The 23,820-nt window shown below is 63.0% G+C and carries 22 protein-coding genes; 10 read left to right on the top strand and 12 right to left on the bottom strand.

The genetic code is table 11. From position 1 onward, the window contains the following. Positions 1-27 precede the first annotated feature (27 nt). The 7 genes from P0D70_RS01465 to gspG form a co-directional block, all read right to left on the bottom strand. The gene (locus P0D70_RS01465; protein WP_408181784.1) at positions 28-531 is read right to left on the bottom strand and encodes a type II secretion system protein M; all 504 of its coding nucleotides are present in this window, start codon (positions 529-531) and stop codon (positions 28-30) included. Next, the gene (gene gspL, locus P0D70_RS01460; RefSeq protein WP_408181782.1) at positions 528-1,955 is read right to left on the bottom strand and encodes a type II secretion system protein GspL; all 1,428 of its coding nucleotides are present in this window, start codon (positions 1,953-1,955) and stop codon (positions 528-530) included. Before gspL ends, P0D70_RS01465 begins: the two co-directional genes overlap by 4 nt. 28 nt (positions 1,956-1,983) lie before the next feature. After that, positions 1,984-3,267, bottom strand: a complete 1,284-nt coding sequence (gene gspK, locus P0D70_RS01455; protein WP_408181780.1) for a type II secretion system minor pseudopilin GspK — start codon at positions 3,265-3,267, stop codon at positions 1,984-1,986. Between the two features lie 463 nt (positions 3,268-3,730). Beyond that, the gene (locus P0D70_RS01450) at positions 3,731-4,417 is read right to left on the bottom strand and encodes a PulJ/GspJ family protein (RefSeq protein WP_408181777.1); all 687 of its coding nucleotides are present in this window, start codon (positions 4,415-4,417) and stop codon (positions 3,731-3,733) included. Continuing rightward, on the bottom strand, positions 4,395-4,811 hold the full coding sequence (gspI, locus tag P0D70_RS01445; protein ID WP_091797741.1) for a type II secretion system minor pseudopilin GspI: 417 nt from the start codon (positions 4,809-4,811) through the stop codon (positions 4,395-4,397). Before gspI ends, P0D70_RS01450 begins: the two co-directional genes overlap by 23 nt. 1 nt (position 4,812) lies before the next feature. Further along, positions 4,813-5,394: a GspH/FimT family pseudopilin gene (locus tag P0D70_RS01440; protein ID WP_408181774.1), complete on the bottom strand. Its 582-nt coding sequence runs from the start codon at positions 5,392-5,394 to the stop codon at positions 4,813-4,815. Positions 5,395-5,472: 78 nt separating this feature from the next. Beyond that, the gene (gene gspG / locus P0D70_RS01435) at positions 5,473-5,937 is read right to left on the bottom strand and encodes a type II secretion system major pseudopilin GspG (RefSeq protein ID WP_091797744.1); all 465 of its coding nucleotides are present in this window, start codon (positions 5,935-5,937) and stop codon (positions 5,473-5,475) included. 238 nt (positions 5,938-6,175) lie between these two features. On the opposite strand from gspG, the gene P0D70_RS01430 reads away from it, so the two are divergent. Next, positions 6,176-6,589: a type II secretion system protein N gene (locus P0D70_RS01430; protein ID WP_035518470.1), complete on the top strand. Its 414-nt coding sequence runs from the start codon at positions 6,176-6,178 to the stop codon at positions 6,587-6,589. A gap of 97 nt (positions 6,590-6,686) precedes the next feature. On the opposite strand, the gene gspF is transcribed toward P0D70_RS01430, so the two are convergent. The 3 genes from gspF to gspD are packed head-to-tail and all read right to left on the bottom strand — an operon-like array spanning position 6,687 to position 11,843. Then, the gene (gspF, locus tag P0D70_RS01425) at positions 6,687-7,904 is read right to left on the bottom strand and encodes a type II secretion system inner membrane protein GspF (RefSeq protein WP_091797747.1); all 1,218 of its coding nucleotides are present in this window, start codon (positions 7,902-7,904) and stop codon (positions 6,687-6,689) included. 4 nt (positions 7,905-7,908) lie between these two features. Beyond that, positions 7,909-9,465, bottom strand: coding sequence for a type II secretion system ATPase GspE (gspE, locus tag P0D70_RS01420; protein WP_091797750.1), 1,557 nt, complete (start codon positions 9,463-9,465; stop codon positions 7,909-7,911). Continuing rightward, positions 9,462-11,843, bottom strand: a complete 2,382-nt coding sequence (gene gspD / locus P0D70_RS01415) for a type II secretion system secretin GspD (RefSeq protein WP_408181770.1) — start codon at positions 11,841-11,843, stop codon at positions 9,462-9,464. The genes gspE and gspD overlap by 4 nt, the downstream gene beginning before the upstream one ends. Before the next feature lie 29 nt (positions 11,844-11,872). On the opposite strand from gspD, the gene P0D70_RS01410 reads away from it, so the two are divergent. The 3 genes from P0D70_RS01410 to P0D70_RS01400 all read left to right on the top strand — a co-directional run bounded on the left by P0D70_RS01410 (position 11,873) and on the right by P0D70_RS01400 (position 14,321). Continuing rightward, positions 11,873-12,103: a hypothetical protein gene (locus tag P0D70_RS01410; RefSeq protein ID WP_408181768.1), complete on the top strand. Its 231-nt coding sequence runs from the start codon at positions 11,873-11,875 to the stop codon at positions 12,101-12,103. Between the two features lie 255 nt (positions 12,104-12,358). Continuing rightward, positions 12,359-12,805, top strand: coding sequence for a lytic transglycosylase domain-containing protein (locus P0D70_RS01405; protein WP_408181766.1), 447 nt, complete (start codon positions 12,359-12,361; stop codon positions 12,803-12,805). Positions 12,806-12,995: 190 nt separating this feature from the next. Then, the gene (locus tag P0D70_RS01400; protein WP_408181764.1) at positions 12,996-14,321 is read left to right on the top strand and encodes a GTP-binding protein; all 1,326 of its coding nucleotides are present in this window, start codon (positions 12,996-12,998) and stop codon (positions 14,319-14,321) included. Between the two features lie 131 nt (positions 14,322-14,452). On the opposite strand, the gene P0D70_RS01395 is transcribed toward P0D70_RS01400, so the two are convergent. Both P0D70_RS01395 and P0D70_RS01390 read right to left on the bottom strand, forming a co-directional pair. Next, on the bottom strand, positions 14,453-14,731 hold the full coding sequence (locus P0D70_RS01395) for an HU family DNA-binding protein (RefSeq protein ID WP_006050811.1): 279 nt from the start codon (positions 14,729-14,731) through the stop codon (positions 14,453-14,455). A gap of 18 nt (positions 14,732-14,749) precedes the next feature. Further along, positions 14,750-14,950: a hypothetical protein gene (locus P0D70_RS01390; protein ID WP_091797763.1), complete on the bottom strand. Its 201-nt coding sequence runs from the start codon at positions 14,948-14,950 to the stop codon at positions 14,750-14,752. Between the two features lie 274 nt (positions 14,951-15,224). On the opposite strand from P0D70_RS01390, the gene mnmC reads away from it, so the two are divergent. From mnmC to P0D70_RS01360, 6 genes are all read left to right on the top strand, one after another. Further along, positions 15,225-17,195, top strand: coding sequence for a bifunctional tRNA (5-methylaminomethyl-2-thiouridine)(34)-methyltransferase MnmC2/FAD-dependent 5-carboxymethylaminomethyl-2-thiouridine(34) oxidoreductase MnmC1 (mnmC, locus tag P0D70_RS01385; protein WP_408181762.1), 1,971 nt, complete (start codon positions 15,225-15,227; stop codon positions 17,193-17,195). An 851-nt stretch (positions 17,196-18,046) separates the two neighbouring features. Then, positions 18,047-19,252 carry a cation:proton antiporter gene (locus P0D70_RS01380; protein ID WP_091797768.1) on the top strand — a complete coding sequence of 402 codons (1,206 nt, stop codon included), beginning with the start codon at positions 18,047-18,049 and terminating at the stop codon, positions 19,250-19,252. Positions 19,253-19,377: 125 nt separating this feature from the next. Continuing rightward, positions 19,378-20,493 (top strand): YbdK family carboxylate-amine ligase, encoded by a 1,116-nt coding sequence (locus tag P0D70_RS01375; protein ID WP_091797771.1) that lies wholly within the window; start codon positions 19,378-19,380, stop codon positions 20,491-20,493. A 537-nt stretch (positions 20,494-21,030) separates the two neighbouring features. Continuing rightward, on the top strand, positions 21,031-21,669 hold the full coding sequence (locus P0D70_RS01370; protein ID WP_408181759.1) for a MarR family winged helix-turn-helix transcriptional regulator: 639 nt from the start codon (positions 21,031-21,033) through the stop codon (positions 21,667-21,669). A 126-nt stretch (positions 21,670-21,795) separates the two neighbouring features. Continuing rightward, entirely contained in the window at positions 21,796-22,509 is a 714-nt protein-coding gene (locus P0D70_RS01365) for a glutamine amidotransferase (RefSeq protein WP_408181757.1), read from the top strand. A 73-nt stretch (positions 22,510-22,582) separates the two neighbouring features. Further along, complete coding sequence (locus tag P0D70_RS01360; RefSeq protein WP_091797780.1) at positions 22,583-23,695, top strand: NADH:flavin oxidoreductase/NADH oxidase; 1,113 nt, start codon at positions 22,583-22,585, stop codon at positions 23,693-23,695. The last annotated feature ends 125 nt before the right edge of the window (positions 23,696-23,820 follow it).

The raw sequence follows: 23,820 nt of genomic DNA, 5'->3' as shown, positions 1-23,820 counted from the left end.
CCTGTGACGGCACGGGTACGGGCATATTCATTTCGCGGTGGACGGCTGCAGCGACGCCGTCAGATCCACCTGACCGTCTTCCTTGAGCGCCGTGGCGTGCGCCTCCGAAACCTGCACCTTGAACTGCTTGCGCACGTCGTCGACCCAGTTCGTCCACGCCGGGAACGACGCGTTCTTCAACTGGATCTGGACCGCGTTGCCGATCACCTGAATCTGTGTCGCCGCGAGGCCATGATCGTTGAGCGAAGCGGTGAGGGCGTCCTTCAGCGCGGCGCCGGTGGGCGCGACGCCCTGAGCCGCCGCCGACAACTGCCGCGCTTCGTTCGCTTGCGCGGTCATCTGCGCCAATTGCCGCTGCAAGGTGGGCAACGATTCACGCAGATGCGTGCGCCCTTCCTGCGCGGGCGCCCACAGCACCGACCACGCGATCACAATGGCGAGTAGGCCACCGCCCCACACCAGCAGGTTTTTTTCACGCTCGGTGCGCTGCTCCCAGAATCCGGCCCAGGTTTGTGCGAGTTCAGCTTTCATTGTCCGTTCCTGATGGTCCACTTGCCGGTATTGCTGTCGATCGCGCCGCTCAGGCCGTTACGGCCGAGGCGCTTCGCAAAGTCGGGATCGAGCTTGACCTCCGGCTTGAAGGTCACGTCGAGCCGGCGGTCGTGATAGTCGAGCGCGGCAATGCCGTTGACCGGCACCGGCGCCAGCGAACGCGCGAGGCCGTCGGCCAGCACCAGGAAGTCGTCCGGCGACAGCTCACCCGCGGCGATACGCAACTGCTGCAACTGACGCGCCATCTGGTCGGGCGCATCGAGCACGACAGTCGTTTTGGGGAAGGTAGTGAGCAGCAGTTCGGTCATTTGCGTGTTGATCGCGTCGCGTTGACGCGCCAGCATCAGCCACTGCACGTTCGCGCCGACAATCGCGATCACCAGCGCGCCGACCGCGAGCAACACCGGCAGACGCAAACGCCGCAGCGTTGCGCGGTCGAGCCGCCACGGCTGCGAAGCGAACTCGAACTGGCACAGGTCGAAGCGGCACTCCAGCGCTCGCCGCGCGAGTTGCTCGAACGGCAACGGGCTCGCGCCGTGGATATACGCAGCCAGCCGCGCCGGGCTGCTCGTGGCGAGGCTCGGCTCATTGCCCGGCAATTCGGTGAGCATGTACAACGAGACCGGTGCCGCGCCGGCGAGCGCGCCGAGTGTCGCGTTCACGGCGTTGGCCGGCACGGCCAGCCCTTCACCTTGCACGCCCCGCGCGATCGCCAGTTCGACACGCGGCACACTGTTGCTCGCGGCGCTTTCCACCGCGCCTTCGAGCAGCAGGGCGGGCGCGGTCTGCACCACGGCGCCGAGCACGGCAGCCACCATCGGCACCACGGACGCCACGCCGGGCGCCACCACCGGCGCGACGCCCGGCAGCGACGTCGCCACGCTGGCGGAATCCGCCATGGCGGGCTCACCGGCATTCACCATTTCCGCGACTTCGGCGGGCGCGTTGAGATCGAGCGCGGCGGCCTGCGGCAGGCAGCGTGTGACCGGCACCGCGCGCAAGCTGCGGTGACCGGCGTTGGCGAACGATTCGCAGACAAACCGGAACCAGCCGCGGTCGATGATCGCCAGCAACTGCCGGCCGCCCGCGAGCGGTTTCGGATCGACGGCGATGTGACAGGTCTGCGGGTCCTGGATCAGTTGATCCTCGACGATATTCGGCAACGCCTGACGCAGCCGCGGGCCGCGCAGCGGCGGCAGCGTGGCGGGCATCATCAGCAGGTCGCGCGCGGCGACCATCAGCACCGTCGTGGTGGCGCGCGGCAGCAGCGCGAGCGCCGAACGGCCGGCGCGCTGGGTGCGCCCCGACTTGTCGAGCAGCACGAACGGCAACTCCGGCAGTTGCCATTCCTGCGACGGCACCGCCGGATCACGCGGCGGCAATAGAACGATCAGCGTGCTCAAAGGCCACTCTCTCTGGGAAAGGCGTTATTCATAGTTGGTCTTCTACTCGCACGATACGCGTAGTGTGAGTCAATGCGTCGCGATAGACGAGTGTCGTGCGGTCCACCTCGGCGCGTTCGTGCTGCACGCGGCCGTGGATCAGGAAGTAATTCGAGTTGACGTCGAGTTCGTTCGGATCGATCGAAACCGATTGCACGCCGGCGCCGCGCAACGCGAGCTGTACGTCGCCGGCGTTACGGAAAAACACCGTCTGTCGGCGCGCGACGAAGGCTTGCGCCGTCGACACGCTCATTCCGGGGATGACCGCCGCGATCACTTCGGCGGAGGCCGTGTTCACGTTGACGGCCGAAACGGTCGGCAACACGGTGACGAACGGGCGCAAGCGCGCGACCATCTCGGGCGTATAGCCTGGAATGTCGAGTAGCGAGTCGACGCTGGTCATTTGCAGCGGCGCGTTGGCCGAGCTGTCGTTGCTGTCTTCGATACCGGGTTTGTCGGTGAAGCTGCCGCCGGTGGCGCCGCCTTGAACCTGCGGGCTCGCTGTCGTGCCGTTCACGGACGTGACCGTTTGAAAGCGGGTTGCCGATTGCGCAAGGCTTGCGCGGACCTGGATTGCCGTGGTTTTGGCCAACTGGCTGTTCAGGCCGAGCGAAACGAGCAGGCGCTGATAGGCGCCGATCTGGTTCATGTCCAGTTGCATGACGCCGGGGGCGGGGCTCTCGACCAGATTCCGGAGGTTGAATTTCGCCTGGGCGTCTTCGATTGAGCCCGATAAATAGGTATCTGCGCCTTGTTGCGCGCGCACTTCGCCGATCTGGCCGAGGAAATCGGATAGCCGGGTTTTGGCGATGGGGACGCCCCATAGGCCGCCCAGGTACGTGATGCCGGCTGAGGTGTCGCCCTCCGAGCGGAGGATCAGGCGCGTCCAGTCTAGCGCGCCGCGGGCTACCCATTGGGCTTGGGACAGGAGGCGCTGGTTTTCTATTCGGCGGATTTGGACTTGTTGGCGCCAGAGCATGCCGGAGACCAATATTGCGGATAGGGCTACTACCAGTAGGGCGCTGATGATTGCTACGCCTTTCTGGGTTGGTTGGGTTTGGTTTTTGTTGTTGGCCTTTACTTGCTTTCTTAGTGGTCTATTGGCGTTGCCCCTGTGCGGGGCGGCACCTACTTTCTTTGCCGCGGCAAAGAAAGTAGGCAAAGAAAGCCGCTTCACACCGCCAATGCTAAGCGGGTCCCCCGCACAGTCACGGTAGTGGCCCATCTGGAATCCGTCATCCCGCACACTCCCCGCCCGTGACAAGGCAGTCATACCTCCCGCCTCACACTGCGTGCTCGCCGGAACGGCAGGCAGGGAACACCATCGGTTAAGCTCGCCCTCGCGGGTGCCGTCGGCTTCGCCTCGGCTGGGAGCGGAAGCGGACCGAAGATGGTTTGAGATACGGCGACGAGTTGCAAAGGGCCGTTGGTTTTGTGATGAACCGCTCGGCGCGCGCAGCGCCGCCGGAACGGATGACGGCTTGGTCACTGTCGTTTGCTGTGCGAGGGATCGTTCGTCAATCGCGCCAATACCGTGGCTGCGCGAGGGCTCCGCTTGTACGTTAGCGGTGTGAAGCCGCTTTCTTTGCTTACTTTCTTTGCGGCGGCAAAGAAAGTGAGTGCCGCCCCGCACAGGGGCAACGCCAATAGACCACCGTGAAATCAAGGAAAGGCCAACACCCGAAGACCACACCGAGACCCACACTTCCCGCGGAGAAAAAACAAAACCCTTCATCTCACTCTCCGACGAGAAAAACCCGAGTCACCGGCCGAGCCAAAGACGTCGCTCCGACACTGACCTGCAACCCCGTCACCGACCGCGGCAGCGGCGCACTCCCCAACTGGGGCACTTTCAGATTATTGTCCGCCTCCGTAATGGCACTCTGCACATCGCCCATCTGCGTAGTCCAACCCACTTTCGGCACATAAACCTGCGCGGAAATCGAACCGACACCGCCCATTAAGGGCACACCACTCCATCCGTCACCTTCGCTACCGCGCAGCGCCCGCCGCAACTCGCCCATATTGCCCAAGGGCGGCGAGGCATACCGAGTCACACGCCCACCAGACACCCGATACCGCACCACCTGCAAACGCGGCGCCGCCCCGGGCAAATTCATCTGCCGTACGATCTGCAACACGCTGCCCGACACCCACACGGCCGGCTGCCCAGCCTCGTCATCCGATGCGGCCTGGCGCGCGTCGATCCGCATCTGGTCGAACAGTTGCGCGAAGACGCGCTCGTCTTCCATCGCGTTCGTGATGGTCTGCCGGCCGCGAATGATCTGGTCGAGCCCGCGCCACGACAGCACGGCAATCACCGCCAGGATCGCAATCGCCACTAGCAATTCGATCAGCGTGAAGCCGCGCGCGCCCCTCGCGCGTGACAGGCGGCGGCGCTCAGAGCGAACGGTTGTTTTCATTCGCGACCACCGTCACCATCTGAGCCAGATTGCCGGAGCCGCCCGGCATCGTCACCATCACTTCCACACGACGAAACACCGGATTCGGCGTTGCCGTCACATGCTCCGTACAGATCAACTGCAAGTTGCCTTGCGAACAATCGAAGCTCGTCGAGCCTACGTTCGGCCACGCATGCGCCAGATGCAATTGCGCCAGCGTATTGTCAGCACTCCAGCCCGCCAGCAAGCGGCGGTGCAGATCGGCCTCGCCGCTCGCGAGACTCCCCACCGCGCGCAACGACGCCGCCAACGCCACCGCGATGATCGCCAGCGCGACCAGCACTTCGATCATCGTAAAACCGCGCTGCGCGACATGGATCTTTTCGCGCGCCACCCTGCTCCTGCAACGACGCATCTCAGTGCACCTCGTAGCGGCCATTGCCGGTGCCGACGATCGTCGCGCTCCCGGCCGCCGAAAACAGCGTGATCCGCACGGGCACGTCGATCGCCTCGGTACCGAACACTATTCGGCTCGGCTGCGTATCCGAACCCGGATAGTCGATGCTCACGCCCGTTACGCCGCCTTCCCAGCGACGCGGCCCAAGCAGATCGTCACGCAACGGACGCCAGCCGTCTTCGGTGCGCAGGTCGAAACGGAAGCCGCCTTCAACCGGTTGCCAGGCAATCGGCCGCGCGCGCACCTGCGCTTCGTCGCCGGCCGATTCGAACAGCAGCGCGAGACGCTGCGCTTCCTCGTTCAGATCGGTGCGTGGATTGCGCGTGATCGTCAACGCGGTCAAGGACACCAGCAGGCCCGCAATCACCAGCACCACCAGCATTTCCAGCAGCGTGAAACCCGCCGCGCGTTGCCGGCCGGCGCGCGCGCGCGCGTCACGTGAGCACGACACGCGATGAAGGCGCGCGCCGGCACACGCCGCGCGCGGCAACGAAGCCGTACACGGAGTGTCCACACGGGACTTGCAAGCGGACAATCGCATAGTGCCGGCCACGAACGATCAGTTCACAATCAAACGACGACACATCGAAGAGCGCGTAAGAATCATCTCCTTAACTGCCTACTGCCACGAGCCGACGTCGGCATCGTTGCCTTCGCCGCCCGCCTTGCCGTCCGCGCCATAGCTGAACACGTCGATCTCGCCGTGCACACCCGGATTCAGATATTGATACGCATTGCCCCACGGATCGTTCGGCAGACGTTCGAGATAGCCGCCGTCCTTCCAGTTGTTCGGCACGGGGTCCGTGCTCGGCTTTTCGATCAGCGCGCGCAGACCTTGCTCCTGCGTCGGATAACGGCCGTTGTCGAGACGATAGAGCTTGAGCGCCTGCATGACCGTACCGATGTCCTGCTTGGCGGCCACACGCCGCGCCTCGTCGGGACGGCTCATGATTTTCGGCACGATCAACGCGGCCAGAATGCCCAGAATCGCGATCACGACCATGATTTCGATCAGCGTAAAACCGCGCTGACGACGGCTGCGCGGACCCGCGATTTCATGACGGCGAGTGGTCGACAGTTGCATAGCTTGCTACCTCTTTTCAGGTGAAATTTTCGACTGGGCGGAATTCATCGTTCAGCGAACAGGGTGCCATTGAACACGTCCGGCCGGTCATTTTAATGTCATGGAGTTGAAGGGTCGTAAGAAACCACCGGGCCGCCGCAAGTTTGCTCACGCGCTCGCGGAGCCTCGTGCAAAGCGCCTGGTTAGAGGGCGCTTTCAACCCAACGCAATTTTCACAATAGTCCGTACAATGATGCGCATGAACGCCATCCAAATCCGCCTTCTGTCGCTCGCGCTGTTCGCCGTGTTCTGCGCGACGCTGACCTATTGGGTCATCACGCTCAGCACGATGTCCGGTGCGCCGTTGCCCGCAGCGGCCGCGCATGCGCAGGTCTCGACCGACCAGGCCGCCACGCTGTTCGGCGGCCAGCTCACGCGCAGCGCCAACCAGGACGTGCGACTGTTCGGCATCCTCGCCTTGCGGGAAGGCGCCGCGGCTATCGTCAGCGTCGGCGGCGAACCGCCGCATGCGGTGTCGCTCGGCAGCGCGCTGATGCAAGGCGCCAAACTCTCCGAAGTCCGTGCCCGCTCGATCATCATCGACCGCAATGGCGCGCACTCCGAAGTGTTCCTGCCGGCCAACCCCGCAGGTCCCACGATCTACGTGCGCTAAAGTCACGCACCGAACAAACCGCCACGCTGCACCGATTGCGCGGTCACCGCGCCGATAACCGGCACGCTCATCGCGCAATCCAGCTGCTCTCCCGGCCTTACTGCACCAGGTTGTTCAACTCGATGATCGGCAGCATCACCGCCAGCACGATCACCAGCACCACACCACCCATCGCCAGAATCAGCAACGGCTCCAGCAGACTCGTCAGGAACATCGTGCGGCGCTCGAGTTCGCGCGCTTCGCCGTCGGCCGCGCGGTCGAGCATCGTGGTCACGTCGCCGGTCGCTTCGCCCGAGCGGATCAGGTGAACCAGCACGGGCGGAAAGGTCTTCGTATTGCCGAGCGCGCGCGATAACGACGTGCCCTCGCGAACACGCACGATCGCATCGTCGATGTTCTCGCGCATGGCGTTGTTGCTGAGCGTTTCGGCTGCTGCTTGCAGCGCCCGCAGAATCGGCACGCCGGCTGCGGTCAGAATGCCGAGCGTGCTGGCAAAGCGCACAGTGTTGTAGCCGCGCACGAGTTTGCCGAGCAGCGGGGCGGTCAGCAGCCAGCGGTCGAAAGCAAGGCGCGGGCCGGGCTGCTTGAGAATGGAGCGCACCAGATACGACAGCACGGCCACGCCGATTAGCATCGCCCACCACCAGTTCCGCACGAACCCGGACAGCGCCATCATCATGATGGTGAGGAAGGGCAGTTGCTGCTTGGTGCTGGCGAACACATTCACCACCTGCGGCACCACGTAACTCAACAGAAACGTGACGATGCCGAAAGCGATGATCGTGACGATGGTCGGGTACGTGAACGCGAGCACGATCTTCTGCTTCAGCGCGTTGCGCTGCTCGATGTAGTCCGCGAGGCGCGACAGCACGAGACCCAGTTTGCCGGTATGTTCGCCGGCCGCGACCAGCGCGCGGTAAATCTCGGGGAAATCTTTCGGATGCTGCGTCAGCGCATTGGCGAGCGAATGGCCGCCGAGCACTTCCGCGCGGATCGACGCCATCAGTTCGCGAATGTAGTCGCGTTCCGATTGCTCGGTGAGCACGGCGAGCGCTTCGTCGAGCGGCAGGCCGGCAATCAGCAGGCTGGCGAGCTGGCGCGTCAGGATCGCCTGCTCGCGTTGCGACAAACGCCGCCCCAGCGACAGCCGCTGACTGCGCTCGCCACGCGTGCGTGTGGCGGCCGGTTCGACGACGAGCGGCGTCAGTCCCTGCGAGCGCAGATTCGTCCGCGCGCCGCGCGCGCTGTCCGCGTCGAGTACGCCTTTTTGCGCCTTGCCCGCCGCATCGATCGCTTCGAAACGAAATGCCGGCATGCGCTTATGCTCCGCCCGTGACGCGGATCACTTCTTCGAGCGATGTCAGCCCGGAGGCGAGCCAGCGGTCCGCATCCTCGCGCAGCGTACGCATGCCTTGCTCGCGGCCGGCCGCGAGAATCTCGGCATCCGCCGCGTTGCGGTGAACCAGCGTACGAATGTTGTCGTCGATCAGCAGCAGTTCGTAGACGCCGCGACGTCCCGCATAACCGGAGTGGCCGCACCGGTCGCAACCCACCGGATGCCAGCGCACGCTGCCGTCTTCTTCCACGCGCTCTTCGCGGCACACCGGGCACAAGCGCCGCACGAGCCGCTGCGCCAGCACGCCGAGCAGCGACGACGCCAGCAGATACGGTTCCACGCCCATGTCGGTCAAACGTGTCACGGCGGAGGCCGCGTCGTTGGTGTGCAGCGTGGCGAGCACGAGGTGGCCCGTCAGCGACGCCTGCACCGCGATCTGCGCGGTCTCCAGGTCACGGATTTCACCGATCATGATGACGTCCGGATCCTGCCGCAGAATCGAGCGCAGCGCCCGCGCGAAAGTCATTCCGATCCGTTCGTTGACCTGCGTCTGGCCGATGCCGGAGAGGTCGTATTCGATCGGGTCTTCAACCGTCATGATGTTGGTGGTCGCAGTTTCGAGCCGCGACATCGCCGCATAGAGCGTGGTCGTTTTACCCGAGCCCGTCGGACCCGTAACCAGCACGATGCCGTGCGGTCTGCCGATCAGCTTGTCGAACTTGACGAGCGTGTCGGGCGCCATGCCGAGTGCTTCGAGATTCAGACGCGACGCGTCTTTCTCCAGCAGACGCAGCACCGCGCGTTCGCCGTGGCCGGTCGGCAGCGTCGAGACGCGCACGTCGACCGGGCGGCCGCCTACGCGCAGCGTGATCCGGCCGTCCTGCGGTAAGCGCTTTTCGGCAATGTCGAGCTGCGCCATGATCTTGATCCGCGAGATCAGCGCGCCGTGCAGCGCTTTCTTCGGGCGCACCACATCGCGCAACGTACCGTCGACACGAAAGCGCACCACGGAGGAAGTCTCGAACGGCTCGATATGAATATCCGAAGCCTGCTCGCGCGCCGCTTGCGTGAGCAGCGCATTGATCATGCGGATGATCGGCGCGTCGTCTTCCGACTCCAGCAGATCTTCCACCTCGGGAATGTCCTGCATGAGGCGCGAGAGATCGACTTCGCCCTCCACTTCGCCGACCACCTGCGCTGCGCTGCCGTCCTGGCGCGCATACGCCTGGTTGATCGCCTGCGCGAGTTCGTCGGCGGGCACGCGCACGATCGACACTGCGCCGAAGTTACGCGCGACTTCGGAAAGCGCGGCGTCGCTCGTGCGTTCGCTGATCCAGACTTCGAGACTGTCCGCATGCTGATGCGCAACCAGAATCTGACCGGCACGCGCAAACCCATAGGGCACGAGCCGAGCGGCGATCGCGGACGGCGCCTCGCGCCCGGCATGCTCCGTCGCGCCCGCAGGCGGAAGCGCCGCTGCGCCGGCTCGCGTTGCTGCCGGCGTAGCGGCCGCTGACGGCGGCGTGGACGGCGTGCTCACGGCCGCACTCCCGGCGACTCGGTAGAGGGCGTCACGGTGACGGGACTGCTCTGCACGGCGGGCCCAACGGTGGCCGGACTGTTCTGCGCGGCGGCGCCATTCGTGGCCGCCGCGCCGTTGGTGACAGCGGCGCCATTCGTAACAGCGCCTCCGTTGGCCGGCGGCGCCGTGAGCTTCTGCCGGCGCATCTTGTCGATATCGAACAGGTTCATCTCGGGCGAACCGCCCTGACTCGGACCGATCGGCATGGGCGGCACCACCGGGTCGTCATTGTCCTTCATCAGGTTGTTGTCCTGCTTGTACGCGCCCTGAACGCCCTGAATGTAGTCGTAGCGATTCGACGTCACTGCCTGAGCCGTCCCGCGATCGTTGATGATCACGGGACGCAGGAACACCATCAGGTTGGTCTTGTTGCGGGTTTTCTGCTCCGAACGGAACAGCTGGCCGATCCACGGAATATCGCCGAGCAGCGGCACCTTGCTGTTGCTGACCTGGTAGTTGTCCTGCATCAAGCCGCCCAGCACGATGATCTCGCCGTTATCCGCGAGCACCGTCGACTGGATCGAGCGCTTGGTGAATTCCGGGCCGGCCGGGTTGGTCGCGGCGTTGTTCGTGCCGGTCACGATCGCCGAGTCTTCCGTGTAGAGCTGCAGTCTGAGAATGCCGCCGTCGGTGATCTGCGGCTTGACGTGCAGCGTCAGGCCGACGTCCACGCGATCGTAGGTATTGAACGCCGAAGTCGCCGTCGAACTCGTGAGGTTCGAATACGAACCCGTCTGGATCGGCACGTTGGTACCGACGACGATCTTGGCTTCCTCGTTGTCGAGCGTGATGAGGTTAGGCGTGGACAGCACGTTCGCATCGGCGGTCTGCGAGAGCGCCTGCAGCAACGCACCGAGTCCCTGCACACCGAAAATGTTGTGTATCCAGCCGACGTTCAGGCCTTGCTGGAGACTTTGGCCGGCGAGCGCCCCGGCTAGACCACCTGTGGCGCCGGTCGCCGCGGCCGCCGCCGTCAGATTGATGATGCTATTGCTGCTGCCGGTCTGCAGATTGGTGCCGGCAAAGATCGAATTGTTCGCGACCTGCCACTGAATGCCGAGATTGCCGCTCGTATTCGAGTTCAACTCGACAATCAACGCTTCAAGATAAACCTGAGCGCGCCGTGCGTCGAGCTGGTCGATCACCGCCCGCAAGTTGCGGTACACCGGCTCGGCTGCTGTGATGATCAGCGAGTTGGTCGCGGCGTCCGCCTGAATCATGCCGCCGGGCTGATTGTCGTCGCCCTTTTCCTTCTCGTTACCCAGCAGGCCGCCGGAATTGGAACCACCGCCCGCGCCATAGCCGCCGCCTCCGCTGCCGCCCATCGGCGAGGCCATCGAGCTGCTGCCGAGACCGCCCGAGGGCAGCGGCGGCGTACCCGACGTGCCCGTCGAATTGTTGCCGCCAAGCCCACCGCCGCCGTTCTGGTTGAACGAGTTCGCATCGTTCGAGTTCGCCGACGAGCCCGTGTCGCCCCCTTTGCCGAACATGCCGCGCAAGGTCTTGGCGAGCCGCGTCGCGTCCGCGTTGCGCAGCGGCACGACGTGAATGTTGCCGGGCATCGTGGTCGGCGTGTCGAGTTCCTTCGCCAGTTGCTTCGCTGCCGCGAGGCGCGCACCGTTCGACGCGCGGATCAGCAGCGAGTTGGTGCGCGGGTCGGCGGTGATCGAGACCTTCAGCGTCGCGTCAGTGCTGCCGATCGCGCCCGGGTCGAGCATCTTGGAGAGCTGCGTGGCAATGTCGATCGCATTGGCGTTCTTCAGTTGCACCACCGAAACCGACTGGCCCGCCGCCGTATCGACACCCGCAATGATCTGGGCGATACGCCGCACGTTGTCGGCGTAGTCGGTCACCACAATCGTGTTGTTGGCGGGGTAGGCCGCCACGGTATTGTTCGGCGAGATCAGCGGGCGCAGCACCGGCAGCAGATTGTTGGCCGATTCGTTCTTCAGCACGAATACCTGCGTGACCACCTGGTCGCCGCGCGCAACAGGCGCGTTGCCCACGTAGGTCGGCACGCCTTGCAGCTTGGCGTCCGCCTCGGGCACCACTTTCAGCACGCCGTGGTCTTGCACCAGCGCGAAGCCCTGCATCCGCAACGCGGACTGCAAGGTCTTCAGTGCCTGATCCTCAGGCACCGCATTTTCCGACACAAGATTCAACTGACCCTTCACACGCGGGTCGACGATGATCGTTTTGCCGGTTGCCGCGCCGATCGCCTTGGCCACCTGGTCGATGTCGGCGTTGACGAAGTTGAGTGTCACCTGTGCCTGTGCTGTCTGCGCGGTGATCAAACCAGCCACCAGCAGCGCCGTTGCGACGCGACGCAAAGCCATACGATTTCTTCTCATGGAATAGGGTATTGATGCCGACGGCCGTAGCCGTTGACGGTCATGCAGTGCGGACATGGGAGCAGGCCGCCGCCCTGTCGATCTGCCGGCCGGCCTCGCGGGCGTTCATCGCCCTCGCAACCCGCCGCCCGATGTCCGAAAAAAATGAACAGTACCAGTTTTTCATGTCGGATTTGTCACAAAACAGACCGCGCTGTGCGATTCCTCTAAAGATTGCCCTATTTTGTCAAACAATTGAAAGCTAACAGGATGGTCTGTGATGAGCGCGAAAATGCTTCGTTTTCTGCGTGCTTATGTCGGTTAGCCAACTTGACGGAGGTCCGCCTGCCGGTATGATACGAGCCGTTCGAGTCCCTTGTTGCGTGTTGCTGGCGCGGGTTTTCCCCGATGTCCCGTGAATGCCCGGCTGGCGCGGCTCGGCTGCTGTCAGCGGCTGAAGTATGGCCGACGCGATCCCTAACCCACCCTTACGCTTGCACTTTATTTAGTGGTCTTGACCGATGAAACGCTCCCTCGTCACTGTCGCTGCAGGACTTGCCGTGCTGATAGCAGCAGGGTCGGCGCGCGCCGATTGCTTTGACGAAGCGGCCAAGTATCAAAAGGTCAATCCTCTGATTCTGCGCGCAATCGCGTGGCAAGAGTCACATAATAGGCCCGACGCACAGCATAAAAACGCCAATGGCTCGACCGATTACGGCGTCATGCAGATCAATTCGATTCATCTGCCCACACTCGCCCAGTACGGTATCTCGCAAGGCACGTTGATGGAGCCGTGCAAGAACGTCTATATCGCGGCATGGCATCTGCGCCGCCAGATGAACAAGTATGGCAACACATGGCAGGCTGTCGGCGCATACCACTCGGAAACGCCGGCATTGCGGGACAAGTACTCGCAGCAGATCGTCGCGATCCTGCGCAAGTGGAATCTGATGCCGGCTACGCGCTGAGTCGGTCTCCGGAGCCGGGCCGCTGATCTGACTCCATCCGGCCTAATCCGGCCTATTACCCGGCCGTCGCCCGTTTTGATGCACAATGCGGCTTCGTGCTGCCGTCGAGGCTCGAACATCGTTCAGGTCGAGCCGTCATGCGACCCCGAGCCCGGCACGCCTTCCAATCCTCTAGCTTTTCCGTACTGCGATGAACCAGCCGCTATTGCCCGTCACCGTGCTCTCCGGTTTTCTGGGCGCCGGCAAGACCGCGCTCCTGAATCACATTCTCGCGAATCGCGCCGGTTTGCGCGTGGCCGTGATCGTCAACGATCTGGCCGCCGTCAATATCGATGCGACGCTCGTGCGCGATGCCGCCGCGCTGTCTCACGTCGAGGAACAACTGGTCGAGTTGTCGAACGGCTGCATCTGCTGCACGCTGCGCGACGATCTGCGGGTCGAGATCAAGCGCCTCGCGGCCGAACAGCGTTTCGACGCGATCCTGATCGAATCGACCGGCGTGGCCGAACCCATGCCGATCGCCGAAACGTTCACCTTCGTCGATGACGAAGGCGCGTCGCTCTCCGACGTCGCGCGGCTCGACACGATGGTGACCGTGGTCGATGCATTCAACTTCCTGCGCGACTACGGTTCGGCCGACGCGCTCGCCGAGCGTGGCATCGCTGCGAGCGAAGAGGACGACCGCACACTCGACGAGCTGTTGATCGAGCAGATCGAATTCTGCGACGTGTTGGTGGTAAACAAGGCGGATCTGGTCAGCGCGGACGAACTCACGCGCCTGCAGCGCATTCTCGGCCGGATCAACCCGCGCGCGGTACAGGTCGTTGCCCGTTTCGGCGACGTGCCCCTCGCGCAAGTGCTGAACACCGGCCGCTTCGATTTCGACGAGGCGTCGAGCGCGCCGGGCTGGCTGACGTCGCTGAATCATGAGCATGAGCACGGCCATGCGCATCACGGTGAGGCAGACGAATTCGGCATCGGCAATTTCATTTACCGCGCGCGTCGGCCGTTTCACCCGGAACGACTGTGGGCGCTGCTGCATCAGGAGTGGAAGGGCGTTCTGCGCAGTAAAGGCTTCTTCTGGCTGGCCACGCGTAACGATATCGCCGGCTCGCTTTCGCAGGCGGGCGGCGCTTGCCGGCACGGTCCAGCGGGCATGTGGTGGGCCGCTCAGGATCGCAGCGAATGGCCTGACGGCGACGACGAGCTGGCTGCCGAAATCGCCGCGGACTGGTATGGCGAACCGGACGATCTGAGCATTGGTGACCGTCGCCAGGAGCTGGTCATGATCGGCGTCGGCATCGATCCGGCTGTCTGGAAAGCGAAGTTCGACGCGTGTTTGCTGACCGACGAGGAATACGCGCAGGGACCGCAAGCATGGGAGAAGCTCGCCGATCCGTTCCCGGCCTGGGATTTCGACGAAGACGATCACGACCACGACCACGATCACGAACATGGTCACGACCATCATGACCACGATCATGGTCACGGCGAAATCGTGCATCGCCACGACTGAGCGCCCTTTGCCCCCCGGCGGGATAGCCGCGACGCTCGTCGCCGCTATCCCTTGCGCAGTGTGCGGACGAAAACGCGCAGGCGAAAAAAAACCCGCCATTGGCGGGTGTCAACTGCCTGGCAGTAATCTGCTTAGCGCTTGTTGACTGCGTCCTTGAACGCCTTACCAGCCGTGAACTTGACGGTCTTGGCGGCCGGGATCTTGATAGTTTCGCCGGTCTTGGGGTTACGACCCGTACGTGCTGCGCGCTTGCCCGAACCGAAGCTGCCGAAGCCGATCAACTGGACCGCATCGCCCTTCGACACAGACTTCTTGATCACTTCAAGCAACGTGTCCAGCGTTTCACCGGTTTGAGCCTTGCTGGCGCCCGTCTGTCCTGCGACGGCGTCGATCAGTTCCTGTTTGTTCATTAAGGTTCCTTTCTGAGTTTAGGTTGACACGAACAGCGCGAACGCGCCGATTATACGTGCGCGGGCCGCGCCGTCGAGCAGCTCCGGCTCCGGATCCCCTCCGGACCAATAGCGCCGGACAGATGACTGTCCGTCGGCCGTGCTGCCGCTCCCTTCGCGGCGCTTGCTATGATAGCGCAGCGCAAACCCAATCAGGATAAGGGTTTCGAAGAATTGCACGGTTGCGGAGCGGATAGTGCAACGAAACCGCCATTTTTGCTTCCGGCGACCTTCAACTGGGGGCTGAAACCCAGCACGGACGGGGCTTGGCGTTGGTTTTTGCCAACGTTCGGCGCGTCTTTTTCGCCGTTAGGCGAGCTGCGCGCGGGCGGTAACGTTCAACCTGCGTGTGAAAAACCGCCGGGCGGCCCGAGTTTTCTTATCCCCCTCGGGGGTCCTGGCGCGAAGCGACAGGTTCTGGGGGCCTTTTTTCGAGCGTCATTTTCCGTCGCGCATGACTGATCCGCTGATCCCCGCCGTCCTCGCTTTTCGCGACAACGGCACGCCTTTTTCGCCGCTTTACGACGATATCTATCACAGTGCCGTGGGCGGTCTCGAACAGGCCCAATATGTTTTCCTGCGCGGCAACGCGCTACCCGAGCGGTGGCAGGGCCGCCGCATCTTCACCGTGGTCGAAACCGGCTTCGGTATGGGCATCAACTTTCTGGTGACGTGGGCTGCATGGCGCGCCGACTCGTCACGCTGCGAGCGGCTGCATTTCGTATCGACTGAGAACCATCCGTTTACCGTCGACGATTTACGCAAAGTAGTCGCCGCGACCATTTCCGATCCGGAGATTGCGAGTCTCGCGCAAGCGCTCGCGAACGCCTGGCCGATGCTCGTTCCTGGCACACATCGGCTCGAGTTCGAAGAAGGGCGCGTCGTGCTCACGCTCGTTTTCGCCGACGCGCAGGACAGCCTGCCGGCCTTGAGACTGCGTGCCGATGCTTTTTACCTCGACGGATTCGCGCCGGCCAAAAACCCCGAACTCTGGAATCCCGCGATCTTCAAGGCGCTCGCGCGCCTGGCGGGCGAGGGCGCCACCTTCGCCACCTACAGCAGCGCCGGCGACATCAAACGCGCGTTGACGCAGTGCGGCTTTGAGTATCGCAAGGTGGACGGCTTCGGCTGGAAACGCGCGATGCTGGTCGGCCACTTCGCCCCGCGCTGGCGCGTGCGGCGTTACGAGCCGCCCGCGCCGCTCGCGCTCGGCGAGCGCCATGCCGTGGTGATCGGCGCCGGGCTGGCCGGCTGTGCGGTGATCGAACGGCTCGCGGCGCGTGGCTGGCGCGTCACGTCGCTCGAACGGCATGGTTCGGTAGCGCAGGACGCGTCGGGCAATCCGGCCGGCGTCTTTCATCCCATGATTTCGCGTGACGACAGCGTCGCCTCGCGTGTCACGCGCGCGGGCTTTCTGTATTCGCTCAAGCGCTGGGCCGCCCTCGAACGGCTTGGTTACCGACCAACGCGCGGCGGCCAAGGCCTGTTGCAGATCGCAACGGACGAAGAAGAAGCCCGCTCGATCAGCAACGCGATCGCCACGGCAGGCTATCCATCCGACTACGTGAGGCCCGTCTCGCCGGATGAAGCTCAGCGACTGGCCGGCATGCCGCTCGCCCGCGGCGGCTGGTTCTTTGCGCACGGCGGCTGGATCGACCCGGCGTCGCTCTGCGCCGCACAGTGCGCCGCAGCGGGTCGGTTGCTCGAACGCCGCTTCGGTGTGGATGTCGCGCGAATCGAGCGGTCGGGCGCTGAGTGGATCGTGTTCGACTCCGCGGGCCAGGCGCTCGCGCGAGCGCCGGTGGTAATCGTCGCGAGCGCTCACGACGCCGCGCGCATCGCCCGTTTGCAGCACGCGCCGACTCGCAGCATTCGCGGCCAGCTCACATTGCTGCCGGCCGGCACGATGCTGCCGCCGCTCGGCATGCCGGTGATCGGCGAAGGCTACGCTGTACCGCTCGCCGACGGCATGACGCTAACCGGCGCCACCTACGAACTCGACGACCCCGACACCACGCTGCGCGCGGCTGGCCATCTGGAAAACCTGCAGCGCGTCGCGCAGATGCTGCCGGCCTTCGCGGGCATCGCCGATCGCGCTAAGTCAGCGGCGTTGGCGGGGCGTGTCGCGTTCCGTTGCGTCACCAGCGATCGCATGCCGATGATCGGCCAGCTCGCCGACGAAGCGCTCGCAGCGCGCGACGCCCAGCGTCTGCGCGGCGCATGGCCACTCGATCTGCCACGTACGGACGGACTGTACGGCGCGTTTGCCTATGGTTCGCGTGGGCTCGTGTGGGCCGCGCTTGGCGCAGAGCTGATCGCCTCGCAACTGGAAGGCGAACCGTGGCCACTTGAACGGGATCTGGCCGAAGACCTCGATCCCGCGCGCTTTCTGTTACGCGCATTGCGTCAGGGAACGGTCCGTTAACGGTGAGTTAACCGCTGGCGTCCCCGCATGCTTACCCGATGAGTTATCCACTGAAACTTGTGGATAACTGCGCCGTTTACCCGCGCAACTCATGTGGAGCCGTTGTGGACGTAAACGGGGTAACTTTGCCGCCGCCGAAAATCGCAAAAAGTTGCTCTTGTATACCCGCCGCTGCCGCACATGCTGTGCATCCGGTTATGCGGTCGGCAAACCAATGATTCATTTCGGTAAACAGGAGTTATCCACAGAAAACGAGGCACCTTGTTAACTGTTACTACGTATACATACGGTAAACCAGTAAACAGCAAGGCCGTGGCTGGAATGAAGCCTATCGACTTAGCTCCGTCCCATGACCCAAGACAAAACTGCCTCGGCAGTGTCCCGAAAAACACATCTGCCGAATTCAAACTGGCCGCATCAGCGGCTGAGTTTGAACGTAAAAACGGTCGCTTTTTCCTCATGTCGGCGAGATAACGTACGTTTTTACCGTTTTGCCAGCATGTTCGTGTCTTTTCGGTCGAGGCTGAAAAAGCTATGGCACAATCGCCGTTCTTTTCCGCGTCGTGCCTTGCTTCTACAGCGGCACACGCAGCAAACGGAACGGTGCCGCTCAATCAGAATCTGATTCAAAGTCGACGGCGTTCTTTCACCGTGCCGGTTGCTACGGCCGCACCCCGAATGCGTCAGGCCCCCCGCGGCTGCGGCGCATTCAGATCATCCGATCGTTGAACACTCGCAACGCTGGCCATGCGAAGCGATCGCGACAGTGAGCGCTCCATGCGCCCACCCGCTCGCCGGCGTCTGCGCCGGTTCGTGTCGTCTGCCGTTGCTGCAAAGGAGAACCCATCACGATGAATTCGGCGTTTTCATTTTTTCCAGCCTGGCCGCTTTCACCCGACGCCATTTTTTGGGCTGGTCTCGCATTGCTTGCCGCCGGTCTGTGCGGTGAGCTGTGCTATCGCGCGTGGCGTTTGCCGCGCATTTCCGGCTATGCGGTGATTGGTCTGATTGCCGGCGCCGCCGGTTCGGGCGTGATCGACGCGGATTCAGCGAGCGCCGCGCGGCCGTTGCTCGATGTCGCGCTGGGCTTGTTGTTGTTCGAACTCGGCAGCCGCCTCGATTTGCGCTGGATCCGTCGCAATCCGTGGCTGATTCTGTCGAGCGTCGCCGAAGCCACGCTGACTTTCGCGCTCGTGCTCCCGGTCTTGCTGTTTCTGAACGTGCCGCTCATGGTGGCCACCGTGCTCGCTGCGATTGCCATGGCAACTTCGCCGGCCATGGTGATCCAGCTGAAAACGGAATTGCGCGCGGAAGGCCAGGTCACCCAGCGTCTGCTGACCTTGACCGCGCTGAACAGCATGTATGCGGTGGTGATCGAGAAGCTCGTGTCCAGCTGGCTGCATCAGGAAATGTACGGCAACGTATTCGCGACCATCCTGCAACCGCTTTATCTGCTGGTCGGCTCGCTCGTGCTCGCGTATCTGCTCGCGCGCACCTGCACATTCTTTTATCGACGTTTGAACATGCAGGACGAACATTCGTTCGTCGCGCTGTTCGGCCTCGTGCTGCTGGCCATTGCGGTCGCGCATCTGTTCAAGCTGTCGACCATTCTTGCGTTGCTGGCCGCCGGCATCATCGTAAAGAATCATGAAGCGCGTCCGCAGTTGTGGCCGGAGCACTTCGGCACGGCCGGCTGGTTGTTGACCGTGATTCTGTTCGTGCTGACGCTGACTTCGTTCGAATGGAAAGACATTGCGCTCGGCGGCGTCGCGGCGCTGGGTCTGATTGTTGCGCGCCTCGTGGCAAAACTGGTCGGCGTGCTGGCGTTTGCCAAGCCGAGCGGTTTGAACTGGAAGCAGGGCATGGCGCTTGGTCTGTCGTTATCGCCCATGTCGGCGCTCGCCTATCTGCTGGTCGACGATACGTACAACCTGTATCCGAATTTCGATCCGCAACTGCGGGCGATCGTCATGTGTTCCATTTTCGTGCTGCAGATTCTCGGGCCGTGGCTCGTCTATCGCAGCCTCGCGCTGGTGAGCGAACGGCGCGAAGAGTAAGCGCGCCGGCGGGCGCACTTCGTTGCTCGAAGCTCGGTGCCTGCTACGCTCCATCCAACTTATATTCGATTCAAAAACGGCCGGGCACGTGACCCACACCCGGCCGACCTGACTCAGGGGACGCCATGTCACTCGAACCCTTCATCGATTCGAAACCGTTCACCTTCGGTGTCGAACTCGAGATGCAGATCGTCAACACGCATGACTATGATCTGACCAAAGCCGGCTCGGATCTGCTGCGCCTCATCAAGGACGAAAAGATCCCCGGCAACATCACGCCGGAAATCACCGAAAGCATGATCGAGCTGTCCACCGGCATTTGCACGTCGCATGAGCAAGCCGTCGCCGACTTGCGCAAGATTCGCGACACGCTCGTTTCGGCGGCCGATCATCTGAACGTCGGCTTGTGCGGCGGCGGCACGCACGCGTTCCAGCAATGGAGTGAACGGCAGATTGTCGATACGCCGCGCTTTCAGTACCTGTCCGAGTTGTATGGCTATCTCGCCAAGCAGTTCACGGTGTTCGGCCAGCATGTGCATATCGGCTGCCCGGATCCGAACAGCGCGCTCTACCTGCTGCATTCCATGTCGCGCTTCATTCCGCACTTCATTGCCTTGTCCGCATCGTCGCCGTTCGTGCAGGGTGTCGATACCGGCTTTCATTCGGCACGACTGAATTCCGTGTTCGCGTTCCCGCTCTCGGGCCGGGCGCCGTTCGTGTTGACGTGGGACAGTTTCGAGGAATATTTCTCGAAGATGGTCCACACGGGCGTCGTCAACAGCATGAAAGATTTTTACTGGGACATCCGGCCGAAGCCCGGTTTCGGCACGATCGAAGTGCGCGTGATGGACACGCCGTTGTCGGTGGATCGCGCGGCGGCGATTGCCTGCTACATCCAGACGCTCGCGCGGCATCTGCTGCTCGACAAACCGATCACGCCGAAGGAAGACGACTACCTCGTCTACACCTTCAATCGTTTCGAAGCATGCCGTTTTGGTCTGGCCGGCACCTGTATCAATCCGCAAACGGGCGAACGCAAGACGATTTCCGAAGACATTCTCGAAACGCTCGATCGGATCGCTCCGCACGCCGAAGCGTTGGGTTCGGGTAATGCGCTGGCTGAAATCGGCTCGATTGCTCGCAGTCAGGTCAATGATGCGACCTGGCTGCGTGGCGTCGTCGAACGGGAGAAGTCCCTGCACGAAGCCGTCAGGCAACAGTGTTTGCAGTGGCGCGCGTAGCCGGAGACTGAACGGCTCGCGGTAAATCGTAAGGAAACCCGCCTCGAGCGGGTTTTTTTCAATAAATTAAATTTTCAGCTCGGCGTATCTTAGGTTTTATAAAGTTAACGTATACAGACGTAGTAGTAGTTAACAAGCATTGCGCCGGCCTGTGGACAACTGAATAATTCCCTGCAAAGTCAATGCGCTGCGTAAACCATAAGTGAGCTGTTCGAGGCTGCGTGGAGGCCGGTATACGAGGACAACTTCGGTGCGGCCAGGCAGGCCTCGCGGCTTATCAAGAATCGGCGCACAAGCTGTCCTTGCGTTTTCCCGTGGTTATCCACAGCTTGCGTTGGATAAGTTAGCTGTACGATTCGCCGCTCTCGCATAGAATGTCGTTTTCGCTGCCTTGCCTTGCAGGGCGGTAAATTTTTGAGATAGTAGAAAACCGTCTTGTCCGCAGTTGGGCGAGGCTACCCCACACAGGCTACGGGTGCGGTCGGCGAATGGTTCGCCAGCGGCGCACGAAAGCTGTAAATAAACCAATCGAAGATTATGAGCGAAGGCGTATACGGAGAACAGGCGACCGGGCGGGTGACCCACAGCCTATTGCGATTGAGCACGGCAATGCGGAGCCAGGCTTGGGAATGGGCGGAAGGCGCTGGCCTGACGCCGACTCAAGGCGAAATTCTGGTTTTGCTGATGCAGCGCAAAGGCCCGATGCGTCTCGGCGAAATTGCCCGTGAAACGGCCCTCACCGCCGCGACAACCAGCGATGCAGTCAGCACGCTCGAGACCAAAGGCCTGGTCGAAAAGCGCCGTGCCCTCGACGACGGCCGCGCCCTCGCAGTTCGCCTGACGGCGCGTGGCCGCACGGCCGCGAAGCGCGCCGCGCAATGGCCGGACTTTCTGGCCAAGGCGGTCGGCACGCTGCGCGATGACGAGCAGGCTGTGTTCTATCGCACGCTGCTCAAGACCGTGCATCAGCTGGAAGCGCAAGGCACGATTCCGCCGCACCGCATGTGCCTGACCTGCACGCACTTCGAGCCGAGCAAGAATCCGAAGAAGACGCCGCATCATTGCGCGTTACTCGATATGAACATGTCGGATACGGATCTGCGCCTCGATTGCTCGGTGTATGAGATTGCCGACGTCGCCACCCAGAAGAAGACCTGGAAGATCTTCGCCCAATAAGGCGGCTTCTTCCGGGACAATCCGCTACACTCCCAGCCGGCTTTGGCGGGCGGCGCATGCCGCCTGTCAGCCGTCCGGTGCCGCGTGGCGGCAAGTCTTTAGTCAACCTGAAGGTGGGGCAGGCCGATGAATCACGAAGTTCTGGCCATTCGCCACGTGCACTTCGAGGATCTGGGCAGTCTTGAGCTGGTGCTCGGCGAGCGCGGGCGTCCGGTTCGCTATCTCGATGTCGGGGTGGCTCGCATCGAGGCGCCGAATCCCGTCTCCGCGTCATTGATGGTGGTGCTTGGCGGCCCGATCAGCGCAACCGACGACGCGCATTACCCGACGCTCGTGCCGCTGCTGTCCAAGATCGAGAAACGCATAGCGGCGGGTTTGCCGACACTCGGCATCTGCCTTGGCGCGCAACTGATTGCCCGCGCGCTCGGTGCTCGCGTCTATCCCGCGGGCCGCACCGAACTCGGTTGGACACCGCTTACGTTGACCGATGCCGGCCGCGCTTCGCCGGTGCGTCATCTGGATGGCGCGCAGACTTCCATGCTGCATTGGCACGGCGACACCTTCGATTTGCCTGACAACGCGACACGTCTCGCGTCGACCCCTGCGTGCGAGAACCAGGCGTTCGCCTGGGGCAGCCATGTGCTGGGTCTGCAGTGTCATCCGGAGATTCGGACCGATCGCTTCGAGCCCTGGCTGATTGGTAACGCCGGTGAGCTTGCGGGCCACGGTATCGACGCGCGCCAGTTGCGGGCCGAGACCGCGCAGTTCGGTCCCGCGCTCGAAGTCGCCGCGCGCCGGATGTTCAGCGAATGGCTCGATCAGGTCGAGGCGAAACCCTGATAGGCCCGTGCCAGCAGTAATTCCACTGCGGTGCTATGCTCGTTCGCTCTTGGGTTTTTACTGGGCGTAATCCATGAGCGCGCTTTTTTCTCCGCTCACGCTGCGCAGCGTGACGCTTCCCAATCGTATCGTCGTGTCCCCGATGTGCCAGTATTCCGCCGAGCGTGGCGAGGCAACGGCGTGGCACATGATCCATCTCGGCAGCATGGCATTGTCGGGTGCCGGCATGCTGTGCATCGAGGCGACTTCAGTCGAGCCGGACGGACGCATCACACCGGGCGATCTCGGCTTGTGGGACGACGTCACCGAAGCCGCGCTCGTTCCCGTGCTCGCCGCGATCCGCAAGCATTCGCACATCAAGGTCACGATGCAGTTGTCGCACGCCGGGCGCAAGGCGTCGAGCCACGCGCCTTGGGAAGGTGGCCAGCTGATTCCGGTGTCGCAAGGCGGATGGTTGCCGCACGCGCCGTCCGCGTTGCCACACAAGGCAGGTGAAGAGCCGCCACTGGCGCTCGACATACCTGCGTTGAACCGGATCCGCGAGGCATTCGCGGCCTCGGCGCGGCGCGCCGCGCGGCTCGGCATCGACGGACTGGAAGTGCATGCGGCACACGGCTATCTGCTGCATCAATTCCTCTCGCCGATCGCCAACCAACGCGACGACGAATACGGCGGCTCGCTTGAGAACCGCATGCGCTTTCCGCTTGAAATCTTCGATATCGTGCGCGCTGCATTTCCCGCCGACAAACCCGTTGGCGTACGCGTCTCGGCAACCGACTGGGTCGAAGGCGGCTGGACGCTCGAGGATACGATTGCGTTCGCGCAGGAGCTGAAAAAGCGCGGCTGCGACTGGATCGACGTGTCGTCCGGCGGCGTCTCGCCGCTACAGAAGATTCCGCTTGAACCGGGTTATCAGATCCCCTTCGCCAAGGCCGTCAAGGAGGCCACGGGCCTCACCACCATCGGGGTGGGTTTGATCACCGACCCATTGCACGCCGAGCAACTGATCGAAGCCGGCGACGCCGATCTGATCGCGCTGGCTCGCGCATTGCTGTACAACCCGCGTTGGCCATGGCACGCCGCGGCGCAACTCGGTGCGACGGTCGAAGCGCCGCCGCAGTACTGGCGCTCGCAACCGCGCGAGCAAAAGGCGCTGTTCGGCGACATTTCGTTCGGACAACGGTGAAATTGGTGGCACGTCTCGCGCGCGCGTCTTTTTGACGGTTGAACGAAGCCGTCGTGAGCGTGTACGATGCCGGTTGTGGCGCATGAGCGTCGCAGATCGACGCGGCGCTCGCAAGGCGCCGCGTT

Origin of the sequence: Paraburkholderia sp. RL17-381-BIF-C (assembly GCF_046026435.1) — a bacterium.
Classification (GTDB): Bacteria; Pseudomonadota; Gammaproteobacteria; order Burkholderiales; family Burkholderiaceae; genus Paraburkholderia.
Note: the sequence above shows the minus strand (reverse complement) of the source record. Positions and strands in the feature narration are given on the sequence as shown.

Excerpts from the sequence above, each read along its gene's own strand:
- gspD (WP_408181770.1), bottom strand. The coding sequence starts at position 11,843 with ATGGCTTTGCGTCGCGTCGCAACGGCGCTGCTGGTGGCTGGTTTGATC.
- P0D70_RS01405 (WP_408181766.1), top strand. The coding sequence starts at position 12,359 with ATGAAACGCTCCCTCGTCACTGTCGCTGCAGGACTTGCCGTGCTGATA.
- gspF (WP_091797747.1), bottom strand. The coding sequence starts at position 7,904 with ATGCCGGCATTTCGTTTCGAAGCGATCGATGCGGCGGGCAAGGCGCAA.
- P0D70_RS01365 (WP_408181757.1), top strand. The coding sequence starts at position 21,796 with ATGAATCACGAAGTTCTGGCCATTCGCCACGTGCACTTCGAGGATCTG.
- P0D70_RS01395 (WP_006050811.1), bottom strand. The coding sequence starts at position 14,731 with ATGAACAAACAGGAACTGATCGACGCCGTCGCAGGACAGACGGGCGCC.
- P0D70_RS01380 (WP_091797768.1), top strand. The coding sequence starts at position 18,047 with ATGAATTCGGCGTTTTCATTTTTTCCAGCCTGGCCGCTTTCACCCGAC.
- P0D70_RS01375 (WP_091797771.1), top strand. The coding sequence starts at position 19,378 with ATGTCACTCGAACCCTTCATCGATTCGAAACCGTTCACCTTCGGTGTC.
- P0D70_RS01400 (WP_408181764.1), top strand. The coding sequence starts at position 12,996 with ATGAACCAGCCGCTATTGCCCGTCACCGTGCTCTCCGGTTTTCTGGGC.
- gspG (WP_091797744.1), bottom strand. The coding sequence starts at position 5,937 with ATGCAACTGTCGACCACTCGCCGTCATGAAATCGCGGGTCCGCGCAGC.
- P0D70_RS01450 (WP_408181777.1), bottom strand. The coding sequence starts at position 4,417 with ATGAAAACAACCGTTCGCTCTGAGCGCCGCCGCCTGTCACGCGCGAGG.
- gspI (WP_091797741.1), bottom strand. The coding sequence starts at position 4,811 with ATGCGTCGTTGCAGGAGCAGGGTGGCGCGCGAAAAGATCCATGTCGCG.
- mnmC (WP_408181762.1), top strand. The coding sequence starts at position 15,225 with ATGACTGATCCGCTGATCCCCGCCGTCCTCGCTTTTCGCGACAACGGC.
- P0D70_RS01430 (WP_035518470.1), top strand. The coding sequence starts at position 6,176 with ATGAACGCCATCCAAATCCGCCTTCTGTCGCTCGCGCTGTTCGCCGTG.
- gspK (WP_408181780.1), bottom strand. The coding sequence starts at position 3,267 with ATGACTGCCTTGTCACGGGCGGGGAGTGTGCGGGATGACGGATTCCAG.
- P0D70_RS01370 (WP_408181759.1), top strand. The coding sequence starts at position 21,031 with ATGAGCGAAGGCGTATACGGAGAACAGGCGACCGGGCGGGTGACCCAC.
- P0D70_RS01360 (WP_091797780.1), top strand. The coding sequence starts at position 22,583 with ATGAGCGCGCTTTTTTCTCCGCTCACGCTGCGCAGCGTGACGCTTCCC.
- P0D70_RS01440 (WP_408181774.1), bottom strand. The coding sequence starts at position 5,394 with ATGCGATTGTCCGCTTGCAAGTCCCGTGTGGACACTCCGTGTACGGCT.
- P0D70_RS01465 (WP_408181784.1), bottom strand. The coding sequence starts at position 531 with ATGAAAGCTGAACTCGCACAAACCTGGGCCGGATTCTGGGAGCAGCGC.
- P0D70_RS01410 (WP_408181768.1), top strand. The coding sequence starts at position 11,873 with ATGCCGACGGCCGTAGCCGTTGACGGTCATGCAGTGCGGACATGGGAG.